Origin of the sequence: Gluconobacter wancherniae NBRC 103581 (assembly GCF_007988885.1) — a bacterium.
GTDB classification, from domain to species: Bacteria; Pseudomonadota; Alphaproteobacteria; order Acetobacterales; family Acetobacteraceae; genus Gluconobacter; species Gluconobacter wancherniae.
The window spans coordinates 578,149-594,413 of record NZ_BJUZ01000002.1; the positions used below are offsets into that span (position 1 = coordinate 578,149).

General features: G+C 48.4%; 15 protein-coding genes. 12 read left to right on the forward strand and 3 right to left on the reverse strand.

The window, feature by feature from the left end:
- Positions 1-145: 145 nt before the first annotated feature.
- The 9 genes from fliF (at position 146) to GWA01_RS09760 (ending at position 9,661) form a co-directional block, all read left to right on the forward strand.
- Positions 146-1,813, forward strand: a complete 1,668-nt coding sequence (fliF, locus tag GWA01_RS09720) for a flagellar basal-body MS-ring/collar protein FliF (protein ID WP_146797019.1) — start codon at positions 146-148, stop codon at positions 1,811-1,813.
- A gap of 2 nt (positions 1,814-1,815) precedes the next feature.
- Positions 1,816-2,823 (forward strand): flagellar motor switch protein FliG, encoded by a 1,008-nt coding sequence (locus GWA01_RS09725; RefSeq protein WP_371858438.1) that lies wholly within the window; start codon positions 1,816-1,818, stop codon positions 2,821-2,823.
- On the forward strand, positions 2,820-3,485 hold the full coding sequence (locus GWA01_RS09730; RefSeq protein ID WP_146797023.1) for a FliH/SctL family protein: 666 nt from the start codon (positions 2,820-2,822) through the stop codon (positions 3,483-3,485). Before GWA01_RS09725 ends, GWA01_RS09730 begins: the two co-directional genes overlap by 4 nt.
- Before the next feature lie 10 nt (positions 3,486-3,495).
- The gene (gene fliN / locus GWA01_RS09735) at positions 3,496-3,831 is read left to right on the forward strand and encodes a flagellar motor switch protein FliN (protein WP_146797026.1); all 336 of its coding nucleotides are present in this window, start codon (positions 3,496-3,498) and stop codon (positions 3,829-3,831) included.
- 164 nt (positions 3,832-3,995) lie between these two features.
- Positions 3,996-6,035 carry a flagellar biosynthesis protein FlhA gene (gene flhA, locus GWA01_RS09740; protein WP_146797799.1) on the forward strand — a complete coding sequence of 680 codons (2,040 nt, stop codon included), beginning with the start codon at positions 3,996-3,998 and terminating at the stop codon, positions 6,033-6,035.
- Positions 6,036-6,066: 31 nt separating this feature from the next.
- The gene (locus GWA01_RS09745) at positions 6,067-7,107 is read left to right on the forward strand and encodes a flagellar biosynthesis protein FlhF (protein ID WP_186819531.1); all 1,041 of its coding nucleotides are present in this window, start codon (positions 6,067-6,069) and stop codon (positions 7,105-7,107) included.
- Complete coding sequence (locus tag GWA01_RS09750; protein WP_186819532.1) at positions 7,100-7,966, forward strand: nucleotide-binding protein; 867 nt, start codon at positions 7,100-7,102, stop codon at positions 7,964-7,966. The genes GWA01_RS09745 and GWA01_RS09750 overlap by 8 nt, the downstream gene beginning before the upstream one ends.
- Before the next feature lie 92 nt (positions 7,967-8,058).
- Positions 8,059-8,898 carry a carbon-nitrogen hydrolase family protein gene (locus GWA01_RS09755; RefSeq protein WP_146797032.1) on the forward strand — a complete coding sequence of 280 codons (840 nt, stop codon included), beginning with the start codon at positions 8,059-8,061 and terminating at the stop codon, positions 8,896-8,898.
- A gap of 4 nt (positions 8,899-8,902) precedes the next feature.
- Entirely contained in the window at positions 8,903-9,661 is a 759-nt protein-coding gene (locus GWA01_RS09760; protein ID WP_146797035.1) for an NAD kinase, read from the forward strand.
- Positions 9,662-9,664: 3 nt separating this feature from the next.
- On the opposite strand, the gene GWA01_RS09765 is transcribed toward GWA01_RS09760, so the two are convergent.
- From GWA01_RS09765 to GWA01_RS09775, 3 genes are read right to left on the reverse strand one after another with little or no spacing between them, the layout of a single operon-like run.
- Complete coding sequence (locus GWA01_RS09765) at positions 9,665-10,600, reverse strand: 2-hydroxyacid dehydrogenase (protein WP_146797038.1); 936 nt, start codon at positions 10,598-10,600, stop codon at positions 9,665-9,667.
- A gap of 23 nt (positions 10,601-10,623) precedes the next feature.
- Positions 10,624-11,094: a low molecular weight protein-tyrosine-phosphatase gene (locus GWA01_RS09770; RefSeq protein WP_146797040.1), complete on the reverse strand. Its 471-nt coding sequence runs from the start codon at positions 11,092-11,094 to the stop codon at positions 10,624-10,626.
- Entirely contained in the window at positions 11,091-12,071 is a 981-nt protein-coding gene (locus GWA01_RS09775) for an AEC family transporter (protein ID WP_146797043.1), read from the reverse strand. The genes GWA01_RS09770 and GWA01_RS09775 overlap by 4 nt, the downstream gene beginning before the upstream one ends.
- A gap of 155 nt (positions 12,072-12,226) precedes the next feature.
- Here GWA01_RS09775 and GWA01_RS09780 point away from each other — a divergent pair, with 155 nt between their 5' ends.
- The 3 genes from GWA01_RS09780 to GWA01_RS09790 all read left to right on the forward strand — a co-directional run bounded on the left by GWA01_RS09780 (position 12,227) and on the right by GWA01_RS09790 (position 16,255).
- Positions 12,227-12,538, forward strand: a complete 312-nt coding sequence (locus GWA01_RS09780; RefSeq protein ID WP_146797045.1) for a hypothetical protein — start codon at positions 12,227-12,229, stop codon at positions 12,536-12,538.
- Positions 12,539-13,463: 925 nt separating this feature from the next.
- On the forward strand, positions 13,464-15,593 hold the full coding sequence (locus GWA01_RS09785) for an AfsR/SARP family transcriptional regulator (RefSeq protein ID WP_146797048.1): 2,130 nt from the start codon (positions 13,464-13,466) through the stop codon (positions 15,591-15,593).
- 146 nt (positions 15,594-15,739) lie between these two features.
- Complete coding sequence (locus GWA01_RS09790) at positions 15,740-16,255, forward strand: DUF3576 domain-containing protein (RefSeq protein WP_146797803.1); 516 nt, start codon at positions 15,740-15,742, stop codon at positions 16,253-16,255.
- Positions 16,256-16,265: the final 10 nt, after the last annotated feature.

Here is a 16,265-nt window from a genome sequence, read left to right on the forward strand (position 1 = left end):
GAATATTAATCTTTTTTGACCAAAACTACCTTTCCGGAGAGGCAAAAGCAGGAAGTGATGCGGTATTCATGAGGGAATTTCCTAATCCCACGAGACTGGCACCATTTTCTGAGGTCACTGCAATTTCCGAATGGGGAGGCGTCTGGTGAAGGCGGTGTTGGAGAACCTGCGGCAGTTAGGATTGCCCCGATTGGCCGCCTTGGGTGGTGTCGGAGTGGCTATGCTGCTGCTGTTGGGTGTTCTGGTGATGCACGGGGCCTCATCTGCGGACAGCTTGCTGTATCGAGATTTGGATGCGCATGAGGCAGGCGAAATTGTCGAACAGCTCACTAAATCGCATATCAGCTATTCACTGAAGGATCAGGGTAATACCATTCTTGTGTCGGAAGCTGATGTCGCGAGGGCGCGCCTCCTTCTCGCTAAGAGTGGTCTTCCATCTGGGGGATCAGTCGGCTACGAAATTTTCGATAAAGCCAATGGTTTTACCGCCACGCAGTTTGAGCAGACGATTAATGAAACCCGTGCAATGGAAGGCGAGTTAGAGCGCTCAATTCGTCTTATAAACGGGGTTCAAAACGCACGTGTGCACCTTGTATTAAGGCATAGAGAACTTTTCTCCACTGATGAGCAGGGTGCTCAAGCGAGCGTTTTACTCTCCATGAGAGGAGGGCGGCGGCTCGATGCCGAGAGCGTATCGGCTATTGTGAATCTTGTCTCTGCTGCAGTGCCTGGCCTTGAAGCCCGCAACATATCTCTTATCGATAATCACGGACACGTTCTTCTTAAAGAAGGTGCCGGGATGGCTGGTGGTGGTGAAAGCCTAGAAGAACAGCGTCAGGCGCTGGAACAGCGTGTCGCGCGATCCGTCGAAGACATTCTGGGATCATCAGTGGGTGCGGGTCATATTCGTGTGGAGGCGAATGTGGCCATGAATAATGATCATGTTCGCGAGACTCAGGAGCGATATGATCCAGACCAGCAAGTTCTGAGGTCTCAGCAGACGAAATCGGAAAAAAGCATCAATACGCAGGGTAATACGTCAACGACTGTTACTAATAATTTGCCAAATGCAAACGCTGGCCAAGCACAGAATGGCAGCCAGAGTACACGCCAAGAACAGACGGACAATTACGAAATTGGAAAAACCGTAAGAACTGTTCTTCAGGACCAACCGAAAATAGCTCGCCTCAGCGTTGCCGTAATGGTCGATGGCATTACGCAAGTCGATAATAAAGGCAAAGCAACGTGGGCACCGAGAGACGCTCAGGAGCTCGCTCGTCTCACGGATCTTACAAAGAGTGCGATAGGCTTCGATCAGTCGCGCGGAGATGTGGTAACGGTCATGTCGATGAAGTTTGTTGATGTGATTGAAGCCACACCTGCTGACGAGGCTAAAATTTTTGGTATAAAATTCAGTCATTCGGATGAAATGCAAGCAGCAAGACTAGGACTGTTTTCCTTATGCCTTTTACTCGTGCTGTTCTTTGTTGTCAGGCCACTGATGAAGCCGCCTTCCGATCGTGAAACATCAAAATTACTAGAGAAAAATAACGGAGTATTAGATAATAATTCCGATCAATTTCCATCAATATCGCGCCCTGTGATTAATAGTCCAGATGCTCTTCTGCCTGTGTCATATCAAGGTGATAATGCTCTTGTCGTATCTGAGCCAGAAACTGTCCATGTGAATGGAGTAGAAGGGCGAATTAAAGCATCTTCTGTTCAAAAAGTTATGGAATTAGTAGAAATGCATCCAAGCGAAAGCATTGCGATGATGCGCGGGTGGATGATGCCTGAGCAGGGTGTGCACTAAGCATGATGAAGTTAGCAATCACGGGAGCTCAAAAAGCTGCCATCCTTATGATGACTCTTGGGGAAGAGCATTGTGCGCGCCTCTTTGAGCAAATGCATGAGGAGGAAATTCGAGAAATTTCCAGCGCGATGTCTCAACTAGGTATGATTTCTGCAGATATTGTCGAGGGCGTCTGCCAAGAATTTAGTAAGGGTCTTGGCTCTGCAGAAATTTTAGTAGGTGATCTGGATACTACAGAGCGGCTGTTGAAGAATACTTTGCCTGCAGGTCGTGCTGTCGCAATCATGGAAGAAATTCGTGGTCCAGCCGGTCGTACGATGTGGGATAAGCTTGGAAATGTATCGGAAACAGTTCTTGCGAATTATCTTCGAAATGAATATCCGCAAACAGTAGCTGTTATTTTAAGCAAAATTAAAGCTAGTCATGCGGCAAAAGTTCTTGCTTTGTTGCCTGAAGATTTTTCACTAGAAGTCATGACAAGAATGTTGCGGACGGAAAATATTCAAAAGGGTGTCCTTAGAAGTGTAGAACAGACATTACGTTCTGAGTTTGTTTCTAATTTGCCGCGTGGATCATGGCGCGATAGTCATGAAATTCTCGCTGATATTTTCAATAATTTCGATCGACGTGTAGAAGCTCGCTTCATGACTGCTCTAGAAGAGCGGAGTCATGAAGATGCAGAACGTATTCGTGGCTTGATGTTTACATTTGATGAGCTTTCCAAGCTTTCTCGCGAAGGTATGGGAAATCTATTGGGGCAGATTAATAGGGAAAGCCTACCTATCGCGTTGAAGGGAGCGAGTGACACAGTCAGGCAAGCATTCCTTTCTGCAATGTCTGAAAGAGCGGGTAGGATTTTAGCCGAGGAAATTTCTTCCTTAGGGCCGGTACGCGTGAAAGATGTAGATATCGCTCAAAATGAAATTATCTTGGTAGCAAAAGATATGCTTGATCGAGGAGAGATTGATCTTCTTGATCAGCAACAGCCAGGTAACGAGATGATATTATGATTGGAGCTGGCTTTTCTAGAAATGGTCGCGTTGAGGGGGTATTATATGCTGAAGACTTTAGTATTGACAATAAAAATGAACATCAGGAATTAGAAACCGTAAATATTGAAGAAGAAATAGAAAAATGTATTTTTAATGAAGATGATTTACTCAAAGCTAGGCAACAAGGAATTTTAGAGGGATTAGAAAAATCTAAAATTTTGTTAGAAGAAGAAAGAAAAAAATGGGAAAGTTCTATAGAAAAAGAAACTTCTATTTTTTTAGAGAAAATTTCCCTTTCTGTTGAAAGTATTATTGGAGAAAATATAAAACATGTTTCATCTACAATAATTTCTTCGATTGTAGCTTTGTTTCCATCTCGCTTAAATGCGTATGGTACGATAGAAATTTCGAATTTAGTATCACATCTTATGCCAATATTAAAGCGTGCTACACATATTTCAGTTACTGCTGCTGAGAATGAAGTTGGACAAATTGAGAAATTTTGTCGTTCCTCAGGTGTAACTAACATAGAGTGTATATTACGTGAAGATATGGCTCCGGGGGATTTTCAAATATCGTGGCCTGATGGCATGGCTTTCAGGCTGGGTGAAGAATTATCAGCTGCGCTATTAAATTCTTTATTGCCATTACCCGTCCCAAAAAACTTACAACAAAGCTGAGGTAATAAATATGAGCGATCTTGAAAAAGATGAATTTACTACGAGCGAAGAGCAGAAAAAATCGGAGTTGAGCGTAGATTCGCCGCGTTTCGCGCATGATTTGGAAGCAATTTATGACATTCCTGTAACTGTAAGCGCCGTTTTGGGGCGAACAACGATGCAGGTCAGTCAACTATTAAAACTTGGCCGCGGTGCTGTTGTGGAGTTGGATAGAAAGATAGGAGATTCGATAGATATAATGGTTAATAATAGATTGATTGCTAGGGGGGAGGTTGTAATGGTTGACGATTCACGGCTTGGTGTAACAATGACGGAGATAATAAAGACAGAAAAAATAAATAATTGAATGATTGTATAGTAATATTTTAATTATAATTTTATCTTCCTTCTAGGAATAGGTTTGTGAACGAATTGCAAACTAAGCTCTCTACATTCCAAGGTGGAGCAGCAGTTTCTGGGGTATTGCAGAAAATAAATTTATCCCCTTGGGTAACAACGGGCCGTAAGTGGATGCCTGGATCTGATGTGGGGCTTGCCTTAGCTGTGGCGGCGCTCCTGTCGGTTTTGGTCTTGCCACTTCCCACTTTTATACTAGATGTTGGATTATCTTTATCAATAACTGCATCCGTTCTCGTTTTGATGGTTGCGCTTTTTCTTAAAAGACCTTTAGATTTTACGTCGTTTCCTACGCTTCTTCTTTTGACAACTTTACTTCGACTCTCATTAGAGGTTGCAACAACTCGTTTAATATTAAGTCATGGGTACGAGGGGATTTACGCAGCAGGCCATGTTGTCGCGGCTTTTGGCGGCTTCTTAATGGGAGGCGATGTCGTCATTGGAGCTATTCTATTTGCGATACTTTTGGTCGTGAATTTTATGGTTATTACCAAAGGATCTGGTCGTATCGCCGAGGTTGCGGCACGTTTCTCGTTGGATGCAATGCCAGGAAAGCAAATGGCAATTGACGCCGAACTGTCGTCTGGTGCGATTAATGATAAGGTCGCGAGAATTCGGCGTAAAGAACTGGAAGAAGAAAGTGGATTTTACGGTGCAATGGATGGCGCTGCTAAATTTGTACGCGGAGATGCCATTGCTAGTCTGATCATCACAGCCATAAACATTGTTGGTGGTTTGGCTATTGGAGTTGGCCGTCATGGGATGTCCGTAAGCGACGCTGCTGCGGCTTTTACGACGCTCACTATTGGTGATGGCTTGGTTTCTCAGATTCCAGCGCTTCTAGTTTCTACAGCATCCGGCATTGTGGTCACGAAGGGTGGAACAGAAGGAGCGGCGGACGTAACGCTGGTGCGTCAATTGGGAGGAAATCCTAAGCCTTTGGCTCTGGCGGCTGGGTCAGCGTTCGTATTGGCTTTAATGCCGGGTTTACCGCTATTGCCCTTTTTGGCTCTTTCTTTGCTTGCTGGCGCTGGGGCATGGGTGCGACACAAGTCACCTATTGTTAATGTCGATGATGAGGGCGATGCGGTTGCCCTTCCTGTTCAAACCAGTTCTGAGACGCCCATTTCAGAAAGTTTACGGGTAGATCTTTTGAAGTTGGAGTTAGGCTTTAACCTGCTTACAATTGCTAGCGGAGAGGAATCCCGCCTTACAGAGCAAATTAAAATTTTACGCCGGACTATTGCTAGTGAAATGGGCTTTATTCTGCCCCCTGTCCGCATTCAAGATAACCTTCAACTAGCCCCAGACCGATACTCGGTGCGAATACGGGAAATAGAAGTTGGGCAAGGTGATATCCAAGTCAATAAACTGTTGGCCATGGATCCTAGAGGTGGAGAGCCGGATCTTGTTGGGCAGAGTACTCAGGAGCCTGCGTTTGGCTTGCCCGCAAGATGGATAGACCAAGGTTTACGTGAGAGTGCGCTTGTCAAAGGATATACGGTCGTGGATCCGACTAGTGTGGTCGTAACTCATTTGACCGAACTTGTTAGAGAAAATATGTCGGAGCTTCTCTCCTATACGGAGACACAAAAGCTTTTGGATGAGATGCCGAGAGAGCAGCAAAAGCTAGTCTTGGATCTTGTGCCATCTCAAATATCTGTAAGTTCTTTGCAGAGAGTTCTTCAGGCGCTTCTTTCTGAGAGGATTTCCATACGAGATATTTCCAGTATTCTTGAAGCTTTGCAAGAAGCATGTGGGCAAGGAATTAAGAGTATTCCTTCTTTATATTCTCATGTTCGTGTGAGGTTGTGTAGGCAAATTAGTGCTTCCGTGAGTGGGCCGAATGGGTACATACCCATTATTACTCTTAGTCCAGAATGGGAGGTTTTATTTTCAGAAAATATGACTGGCCCTGCGGATGATCGTCAACCTGCGTTGCCTCCTTCAAAGTTGACTGAATTTGTTTCGAAACTTAAGCAGGCTATTGATAGTGCTATTTCTCAAGGAGAAACGCCTGTTTTGCTTGTAGCTGGAGGTTTGAGGCGTCCAGTTAGAGTAATAGTAGAACGCATTCGGGCTTCTACTATGGTTTTGGCTCAAGCAGAAATATCAACAAAATCTAAAGTCCGTACTATCGGAATAATACAATAAGATGCGTATAAAATTAATATGCGGCAAGACGATGCGGGCAGCTATGCTGGCGGTTAGTGAACAATTGGGTGAAGATGCTCTCATTCTTTCCACGCGCTCAATTGGCTCTCTTGGCTTTGAGATAACGGCTGCATTGGAAGTAGATGCATTAGATACTGAGATTTTATATCAAGATAGTGTTGCTTCTGAACTCCGAGAAGAAGATCATAATAATTTGTTTTCTTGGCATGGCGTTAAATTTCAAGATGAAAATTTGAGTCATTTGTCATTTTCAGACATATTGTTTCGCAATGTGGATATAAAGCCAAGTGATGGTCCGATAATAGTATGTGGTCCGCAAGGCGGTGGAAAGTCCGTCTATATTGCGAGATTAGCCGCTCGCATGGTTTTGGATGGTAAAAATCCCCTTATAATTACAGTGGATAACGAAAAGGCTGGCGCTGTAGAGCAGTTAGCCGTTTGCACTAGATTGTTAAAAATTGATTTAGTGGTAGCCGATACAACGGATCTCGTCTCTCACATTTGTAAAAAAAATTATGGGATTAGGGAGATATTGATAGATACTCCAGGTGTATCAAATTTTGATTTTAAGGGAATGAATAATCTTCTACATCTTAAAAATGCTTCTAAAGGAGAGTTGCTTCTCGTCCATCCAGCTGGTGGAGATGTAGATGACACGCGGGAGGCCATCAGACGATATCGAGAGTTGGGAGTTACCCGAATGGTTATCTCAAAGGTTGATGATGCACGACGTTTAGGTGGAGTTTTGCATGCAGCTATTGATGGGATAGCATTAGCGGAAGCCGGTATGAGTAATTCGATTATTAATGGCTCGATTCCGCTAAATGCTATCTCGCTTCATGAAATAATGTCGGATCGCCGTGACTTCTTCCCTCCTCAGGTGCCTAAAGATATCTCTCGTGAGGTGAAAGGGCCAGACAAAGATCTAAGTGATGAACCTAGGTCCTCGGTATTTTTGCGCCAAAATGGTGCATTCAAAAAAAATGTATCTGCGTCCGGTGCTGTGGCATTGACCAAGCATATTGCAGCTCAGGCTTTGCGAAATGAGTGATTTTACAATGTTTCAAAACCGTCCGATAACTTCAATTTCTGAGGAAATTACGCAAAAAAATAGTCTTTCCAGTGCATTTAAGACGCAGTTTATTGCTGTTGCGTCCGGAAAGGGCGGTGTTGGAAAAACTTGGTTTACTATTAGCCTTGCTCAACGTCTCGCACGGCAGGGACACAAAGTATTAATTTTCGATGGCGATTTCGGTCTGGCGAATGTCGACATTCAGTTAGGATTGATGCCTCAATATGATCTTGTCGATGTGCTCGGGCGCCGTATTGCACTTGGAGATGCAATTCAATCCTGTACTTTGGGGCAAGCAAAGTTTGACGTTTTACCAGGTAGGGCGGGTGTCCCGGCTGCGGCGGGTATCGATAGTGGTACCTTGAATGGCTTGCTAACGGCTCTGCGAAAAATGTCTAAATATGACGTGGTTTTGCTTGATTTATGTGCAGGAATTGACCCGGTAACGAGGCACCTTTCTGCAATGTCTGATATTCTTCTTGCTGTAACTACGGAAGAGCCGACGGCTTTGACGGATGTTTACGCAGTGATGAAGCTCTACGCTCGTGATCGTGTACGTCTAGGTGAGAAATCTACTGACTGCAGGTTGGTTATCAATCAGGTATCTACTCATCGAAGTGGTCAGCAGACTTTCGACAAACTAGCCCAGGCCTGTAAAAATTTTCTTGGCTGGACTCCTGTGCTTGCTGGAATGATCAGAAAAGATACTCGCGTTCCTGCAGCTATTCGAATGCAAAGCAGTATTCTGGTAACAACCCCCAATTCATTTGCGTCCGTTGATGTGGCACGGCTCGCTGATCGTTTGAATATTCCCGAGAATGCCAGTCTGGCATTCTGAATTTTCCTGCTTGCGGGTATCGGGGTGAGGCTTACATCTGATCATTGCTTCGCCTATCGTTCAATTCTCTCGCCTTTTCAGCAGGATTTACCATGCGCGTTGCTCTGATTCAGATGAACCCAACGGACGATCTTGAGAGAAATCTTCTCCAAGCGGAGCAGCTTGTCAGTAAAGCCGTTCAGGATGGCAAGGCAGAATTAGTAGTTTTACCAGAGATGTGGAGTTGTCTAGGGGGCGCTTCTCAGACAAAGCAAAAATGTGCTGAACTGCTACCTGAGGTAAATGCTATTGGAGGCAAGATTTATAGTGCTCTCCAGAGTATGGCCCGGAAACATAAGGTGTGGGTTCATGGAGGTTCGATAGGTGAGAAGACGTCGCTTCATGGTGGCCTTCTTGCGAATACTTCTCTTGTCTTTGACTATTCGGGGAACGAGCAGGGGCGCTATCGAAAGATCCATCTTTTTGACGTTGTGACGCCGAATGGTGAGGGCTATCGCGAGAGTGATAGTTACGCTCCCGGCAGTGAGACACTGGTCATCAATGTTGATGGTGTCAAAGCGGGTCTGGCGATTTGTTATGATCTTCGTTTTCCTGAGCTTTTCCTGGAGCTTCGAAAAAAAAATGCGGAGCTGATCTTTTTGCCTGCAGCATTTACGCAACAAACTGGCGAAGCTCATTGGGAGATCATGATCCGTGCACGAGCGATTGAAGCGCAGGCGTGGGTAGTGGCTTGTGGTACGACTGGGTGGCATGTGGATGCTCATGGCGAGCATCGCCAGACATACGGCAACTCCATGATCGTCAATCCATGGGGCGAAGTCGTGCTTAGAATGGGAGACGATCCAGGTTGGAGTGTTGCGGAACTGGATATGTCGATGGTGACGCGGGTGCGTGAGCGTATGCCGGTGCATGCAAACAGGCGTCTGGTCTAGTTTTATGAGAATAGCTTTTGCCGCTGCGGCAACAGATATCGCCCAGACTGCCTTACATATGCTGTCTGCGCGTTACGGAAATGTCGCATTCGAAACGGCAGACATTGTAGTTAGTCTTGGTGGTGATGGCTTCATGTTGGAAACCCTTCACCGGGTACTAGGTCATAACATTCCGGTTTACGGCATTAATTACGGAACAATCGGTTTCCTGATGAATGTGCAAACCGAGGATGACCTGCGAGACAGATTGAGTAAGGCGCAGGCAACAGTACTTCACCCGCTACATATGGTGGCTACCACCGTTGATGGCCAGGTTCGGGAGGGACTTGGTTTTAACGATGTATTCCTATTTCGTCAGACAAGGCAGACGTCTCGTATTCGCATTGAAGTTGACGGTAAAATTCGTATGGAAGAACTGATTTGCGATGGGGTTATCGTCGCGACCCCTGCTGGTTCGACCGCTTATAATCTGTCTGCACACGGTCCTATCGTGCCGTTGAGTGCAAACATATTGCCCCTGACACCCATATCGGCTTTTCGACCACGTCGTTGGAGAGGGGCCTTGTTGCCTTCTACTGCGGTTGTACGCCTTACTTTAATGGATACCGATAAGCGTCCAACTGCGGCGGTGGCCGATTTTATGGAAATCAGGGACGTGGCTGAGGTTGTGGTTCAGCAGGATCATCGCCGGGGTGCGACAATCCTGTTTGATCCGGACCATGGTCTATCGGAAAGAATTACAGCCGAGCAGTTTATCGGCTGATTTTCAGATAACGGGTGTTAGTAAAGGGCGCCCCGCGAAGTGGGCAAGAAGGTTCTCGACCACCAGATTGCCCATCGCTGAGCGCGTTTCCTGTGTCGCTGATGCCTGATGCGCCTGAAGAACGGTGTTCTCCAGTGTGAAGAATGCGTCGTTAATATTGGGCTCGTTTTGAAAGACGTCCAACCCGGCGCCAGCGATTGTTCCTTCGCGTAGGGCTGAAATCAGCGCGTCTTCATCAACCACGCTGCCTCGTGAAATATTGATGAGAACACCATGGGGACCAAGTGCTTCCAGAATTGGCGCATTGACCATATTAGCGGACCGTGGGCCACCCGAAACGGCTAGTATGAGAATGTCGCACCATGCTGCGAGATTCTCCAAATCCGGTTCAAAGCGAAAACTACTTTCAGTTCGCGGCCGTGAATTGAAATATGCAATCTCGGTATTGAATGCTGCCGCGCGCTGCGCGATTGCCTGTCCGATATGCCCAAAGCCTGCGATGCCAACTTTCTGCCCGCCTATGGTGTGGGAAAGTCTGACGGGTTTCTTGGCCCATTCGCCTGAGCGCACAAATCTGTCGTTCGTAACGATTTGACGCTTCACCGCCAGCATGAGGCCGATTGCCATGTCTGCGACATCATCAGACAAAAGTCCCGTCGTAGTCGCAACGCCAATTTTCCTACGACGCGCCTCATTCAGATCTATCTGGTCCGTCCCAACGCCATTTACGGAAATGACTTCAAGCTTTGGAAGCGCTGCCATAATATCCGGGGGGACACCAGGACCGCCTCCAGTTGTAACAGCACGTATTTTTTCTGCAATAGGCCTGAGAGATTCAAGGTTCTCGTAGCGATGTAGTGTGAAGGCGCTTGATAGACGCTGTATAACACTGTCGGGGAGCTGATCAATCAGCAGGATATCCGGGCGGTCACTGGTCATCAGAATTTCCTCTAATGAAGTTGTCAGTCTTGAATGTCGTCCAGCATCTGCTCGGCCATTTTTGCACAAGCGGCGCTAACATCCTGCCATGTCGTTTCAAAGCCTGCATCGGGGCCATAATATGGATCAACGACATCCTTTCGTCCGCTGTGTGGCAGGAAGTCCAACATCAGGCAAAGTTTTGCCTTGCTTTCTAAAGGCTTCATTTTCTTTAAAAAAGAAAGATGAGATCGGTCCATGGCAATAATGTGATCAAACCTTTGGAAATCATCCGGAGTGACCTGCCTTGCCCTCAATTGATCGACATTCAGCCCATGGCGAATTGCTGTCTTGCGGGCACGAGGGTCTGGTGGATCACCTGTATGCCAGCTTCCGGTTCCGGCGGAATCTATGTCGAGCAGTAAATTGCGCTGCTCCGCTTCATTGCGCATTGCAATTTCGGCCAAAGGAGAGCGGCAAATATTGCCTGTGCACACAAAAAGGAAGCTGCTCATGCGCCAGTAAGCCAGATGAAAAAGGACATGGTGACGATTGAACTCAAGGTGCCAAAGAACAGGACGGATGCAACATCGCGCTCAAGGACACGATAACGCATAGCCACAATAACATTAATGGAGGCACTTGGGATCGCCATCGTCAGAACACTTTCCTGTAAGGTCAGTGTTGGAAGGTGCCATGCACGGGCTAGGCCATAAATGATCAGTGGGATCACTACATTTCGAATGCCAACAATAACGGCGACCAGCGGACTAAGGCGAACCTGACGCGTAAACAAAACGACACCGGATGCGAAAAGAGCAGCGCCGCCAGTGGCTCGCCCGAGCAGTTGCAGTGAGCCGCGAAGAAAAACAGGGAGATGCGCGCCTACGCTTACCAGAGCGAGCGCCATCATTGGAACCCAGACAACTGGCTCACGGCAGGAGTGCAAAAGGTGGCCGAGAAGTTCACGAAGCTCGCTTTTTCTCTCTTGTGACAGATCGCGTGCGCGCTGGGTCCCCTGATCATGCCCCATTAAAATCAGGGTGAGTGGTAATTGGATCAGGTTCATGGCCAAGGATGCGATAGAAATCGGCACTGAGCTGGGGGGGCCGAAAATTTGACCAAGCACTGGAATGCCGATGAACGGCACGGAAGGGCCGGTAATGGTCATGGCGATCAGGGCAGCTTCGCTATTGCGGCGCTTGAAAACCAGGCGAACAATAAAGAAGATTATCGCGTAGCCACCGACCATCGCCAGCAGGATCAGGCTGGCCAGTGGCCCTGCTGAAAATACCTGCGCACGTGGTGTGCTGAGAATTGAAACCAGAAGTTCCAGTGGCAGCGCATAAAGCATGACGAGGCGGATTAGAACGCCAGCCTGCTGGGAATCAAAATCGCGACGGAACGCCGCAAAATAGCCAAAAGCCAGCGTCACGAGGATTGGCAGGATGGACTGAATGATCGTAAGCGTCAGTGCAGGGGTGCTCGTCATGATGAGCTCATCTAGGGAGGCCTCGCAGAAATTTCATCTATCTCTCGTAACGAGTGGCTCTCGATCCGTCCAGATGATCGTGAATCATCATCGAATAGCTTTCACGGAACCGCTTCTGAAGCTTATACGTCATTTATGTAGGAGAGGGTGTCTTTATGCAGTCTGTTTTCAATATCATATGTGGGTTTATTCTAGGGTTGTTGGGGATAATTCTGACAGGTTTCGTATTTATTGAAATGACGGCCCGCTCTCTTTTGACGAATGTCGGTATCCATGGTGCTGTTCAGACGATTGTACTTTCAGTCATTCTGCTTGGCCTGATCGTCGTATCGTTTCGTATTTTTGGAAGGCTTTTTGCCGTTCTATTGACCGCCGCGCTCCTGATTTTTCTGGTGCACGCAGTCATCGGGTTACCTCATTCCATCCAGATGCCTTTATCGGATTCAGGGGCGATAACATCTTTTTAAGACGGTTCTGCTGGCCGCTATTCGGGGCTAGGGCCCTCATGCTGTTCGACGTTTAGCAAGAGTGCATGTTGTGTGGTGTCCGCGGGGGGATTCGAACCCTCGACCCCAGGATTCATACCACTTCGGCTTTCGCCGCCAGGCCTCGTGAAAGGCGTGTTCGTGGTCTGGACTGTCTCTTCACCACAATCCGAAGATCAAGGTGTTGCCCGTACAGTCTCTACACCTTCTCTCCGCTATAGCGGAGGGCTTGGCTCGGGATTGGCACGGCTGCTGCCAGAGCGTTCCCCGAATTTGAGCAAATCCACCATGAAGTTTCCTGTCATGGCGCCCAATTAAACCTTAGGAATCCTGTGCTCTATCCTGCTGAGCTACGCGGACACAACGAGGCATTGATATCTCGGTTACGTCCGTACTGCAAGATGCAACAATACGTGCGTTGCGGCCTGTTAATTCCATGCAGTGGAAAATAAAGCGTCAGACGATCGAATGTGCCTGAAGTGCATTACAGGTTTGCTTGAGGTGCTACATTGACGGCTTTTTCACGAAGCTTCAAAAATATTCTTAGTTAATTTTTAGGTTGCTGCTGAAACCTCGCAGGCTTCCAAATGTTCAGAGAGAATTCGCCTTCCAATTTTGAATTTAAGGTGAAATGCTAATCATTATTTCGGATTTTCTTCTAATAATTAAGTCTGCGCTGGATTGTGGGTCGGGCGTAGATGAGTGCGGTCGGGAATGTTAAGCAGGTGGCTGGATTGAGTAAAGGTATCGGTTTCATTTTGCTATTGGGACCTTTTGAAAAATTTTCCCATTTTATCAGTGATTTGATGTTCGGTTTTTCGCAATTTCGAGCTCTGGTGTTGATTGGTTTCTGTGCTGTGTCCGCTCCATGCTTTCATGAACTTCGCTTTTTTGGGGGGGCACTGTAATGCTCGATATCGGTGTGCAGACTGCGCGGCAAGCGGACCCCACGCTTCTACGTCTTACGCTCTTCGGAAGAATGGAAGCGCGTACACTGACTGGTGAAAGTGTTCTTCCAATCGGTGGAAAAACGCGTGCGCTTCTGGCTATTCTGGCTCTCTCTGACCGGAAGCCAGTATTGCGTTCCCGCCTCTCTGAACTTTTATGGAGTCGGCGCCCCGAAGAAATGGCGCGTGCGTCCCTTCGGCAGGATATACATCGACTTTTGGATGCACTCAGCCCGTTGGGTGTGGACGTTATCGACGTTCAACGACATACCCTCTCGCTGAAACCGGCTTTGACGTCTGTGGATGCCGAGCGTGTGTTGACGGCGAACAGCCGTACACTGGGAGGCCTGCTTCCCCCGGATCTTCTGCTGCTTGGCGAGCTAAACGGTATAGATCCGGCTTTTGACGAGTGGATTGATCAGCAGCGAGAGCGGATCACCCTTCATATAAAAGGCGTGTGTGAAACTCGTCTTAGGGAACTGCGGGACCCGGATCAGATTGATACTGAGGCCGAGCGTCTTCTTTTGATGGATGAACTGAATGATACCGCCTGGAGAGCGCGCATTCAGGCAGCTTTATCCAGAGGCGATCACGCGCGCGCTGGCGCTATCGCCGAAAATCTTCTGAAAGCGTTTGAACGTCAGCCAGATCGTGTGCCGGCCGCTCAGACTCAAGCGCTGATTAACCGGGTTCTACTCCCACGAGAGCCAGGCGATGCTGCGGATGTGTTTCAAGAAGAAATGCTCCCAGGACAGTTTGTCGGTGGGGCGGATAGCTCGGCGAGCTATTCGTCTTTGGTTCACGATTTAGGGGGGGTAAATCAGCAGAAACAAGACGTACTCCTGATTGCGAACAAGAACGGAGCTGAATATTTTGCCAGCAGTCTTGCTTCCGTTCTGTTCCTGACTTTTGCTGCTGACGCAGAGTGTGTTGAACACGCAAGGGAACTGGCAGAAACCCTTGAATTATTACTTGTCGATCTGGGGTTGATCAGTGTTCTGACGACACCGTCAGGCTACACGCCAGATGCTATCAATCCCATGCAGTCTTATCAGGGGATGGGAGCTGATTATCTGGTGAGCGGCACCCTGCGTCCTGCGATGGGGGGCGCGAAGCCAAGGCTCGTGCTGCGAGTTCTGGATGTTCGCGAAAACGCTGCGATCATCTGGGGAACGCATTGCGAGATAGAAGTCGTGGATTTGGCGCATACGAGAGTGATGCTGTCCGCTGCAGCTCAGTCCATTAAGTGGGGAATTGTTCTGGCCGAGGCGCGCAGGAGCTGGAATCTGCCGAGGGGTAATCTGTCCCCGCTGGGATGTGGTGTTCGCGCATTTCTTCTCATGATGAACCGGGATGGTCGTACTTTTTCCGAGATCGAACAACTGCTTGAACATGCCCGCCGGAAGGATGGGCAACAGGCATTTATTCCAATGCTGCAGTCCTTGTTTTTTTACGGCCGATCTGTCTGTGACTGGAGCATAGAAGAGGATCGTTGCCAGCAGAATGCCTTGGATGCAGCACGAGCCGTCATTGCTCTCATGCCATATCAGAAAGTCTATCTGCCAATGCTGGCGGCTGCCCTTTATCTTAACCCGAAAACACAAGGGCAGGCTAAATCTGTTTTCGCGTCTTTCATGGAAGACGCCCCCTCTGACGAAGTTATTCTTTACACGATCGGTTATTATTTCTGCACGACAATGGAGTGCCTGCTTGCAGGACGGATGGCGGATGCGCTGCTGGAGATTGAGAAGGTTCGTCTGAGCCCGTGCCGCTCCCCGTTATACGCGCTCCTTGATCCTTTTTTCATGTTGATCAGTGTTCTGGCAGGGGAGGGGCGCAAGGTTGTTGAGAGCGGGCGTATGCTGGCCGGAATGTACCCTCATTCCTCCGGTTGTCTGGTTCCATACCTTGTCGCCCTGGTTACTGAAGGCGGGGATTCTGGCGAGATCGACGCCGTAAGGACACATCTCTTGTCGTTCTCGTCATCTTTGACGGTAGGGCGCGTGATGCGTCGGCTTGAATACCTGCCAAGCCCCCAGCGGGTGTTGATTGAAAACGCACTCCGGCAGGCTGGGCTTCCCGAAACCTGATATCGTCACGAGATGTATCTACGGAGACGCTTGGCCTTCCCGTGTGTGCAGGATATGTTATGGCACATGTTCATATCGCCGGTGTCAGGCCTCGCCAGTCTGCCTCCTTGCTCGTGATCGGCCCCGGCGCGGCCCGCAGGACCACCATGACCCTTCGTTCACAGACGTCAGTACCCTCTTCTTCCCGCCTTCTTCCGGCCCGGATTGCCCTCGGTGTGCTAGCTCTGGGCACAGTAGCGGCCTGCAGCAGCGGCCGTGATCCGAGCAGCCTGACGGCACCTCGCAATCACCTGATTGGTGTTGATCGTGGTGCAGAGGGCGGAAATGATCAGCTTCGAGGCGGGGTGAATGCCTATCTCTGGCGGGGCGCGATCGACACGCTCTCCTTTATGCCGCTGGCTTCTGCCGATGCCGTGGGTGGGGTTATCCTGACGGATTGGTACCAGCCGCCCGCTACACAGAACGAGCGTTTCAAAATCGCTGCTTATGTTCTGGACCGTCGCCTGCGTTCTGACGCCCTGCGTGTTTCTGTTTTCCGCCAGGTCCGTCAGGATGGCGAATGGCAGGATACTCCAGTTGCAGCAACAACCACTTCTGACATTACAACCCGCATCCTTGCCCGCGCCCGTCAGTTGCGCGCGGAAAATGGTGGCCGGGACTAATTGAAACGAC

Coding starts and splice junctions, on each gene's coding strand:
- GWA01_RS09725 (WP_371858438.1), top strand. CDS start 1,816: ATGATGAAGTTAGCAATCACGGGAGCTCAAAAAGCTGCCATCCTTATG.
- GWA01_RS09730 (WP_146797023.1), top strand. CDS start 2,820: ATGATTGGAGCTGGCTTTTCTAGAAATGGTCGCGTTGAGGGGGTATTA.
- fliN (WP_146797026.1), top strand. CDS start 3,496: ATGAGCGATCTTGAAAAAGATGAATTTACTACGAGCGAAGAGCAGAAA.
- flhA (WP_146797799.1), top strand. CDS start 3,996: ATGCCTGGATCTGATGTGGGGCTTGCCTTAGCTGTGGCGGCGCTCCTG.
- GWA01_RS09745 (WP_186819531.1), top strand. CDS start 6,067: ATGCGGGCAGCTATGCTGGCGGTTAGTGAACAATTGGGTGAAGATGCT.
- GWA01_RS09750 (WP_186819532.1), top strand. CDS start 7,100: ATGAGTGATTTTACAATGTTTCAAAACCGTCCGATAACTTCAATTTCT.
- GWA01_RS09755 (WP_146797032.1), top strand. CDS start 8,059: ATGCGCGTTGCTCTGATTCAGATGAACCCAACGGACGATCTTGAGAGA.
- GWA01_RS09760 (WP_146797035.1), top strand. CDS start 8,903: ATGAGAATAGCTTTTGCCGCTGCGGCAACAGATATCGCCCAGACTGCC.
- GWA01_RS09765 (WP_146797038.1), bottom strand. CDS start 10,600: ATGACCAGTGACCGCCCGGATATCCTGCTGATTGATCAGCTCCCCGAC.
- GWA01_RS09770 (WP_146797040.1), bottom strand. CDS start 11,094: ATGAGCAGCTTCCTTTTTGTGTGCACAGGCAATATTTGCCGCTCTCCT.
- GWA01_RS09775 (WP_146797043.1), bottom strand. CDS start 12,071: ATGACGAGCACCCCTGCACTGACGCTTACGATCATTCAGTCCATCCTG.
- GWA01_RS09780 (WP_146797045.1), top strand. CDS start 12,227: ATGCAGTCTGTTTTCAATATCATATGTGGGTTTATTCTAGGGTTGTTG.
- GWA01_RS09785 (WP_146797048.1), top strand. CDS start 13,464: ATGCTCGATATCGGTGTGCAGACTGCGCGGCAAGCGGACCCCACGCTT.
- GWA01_RS09790 (WP_146797803.1), top strand. CDS start 15,740: ATGACCCTTCGTTCACAGACGTCAGTACCCTCTTCTTCCCGCCTTCTT.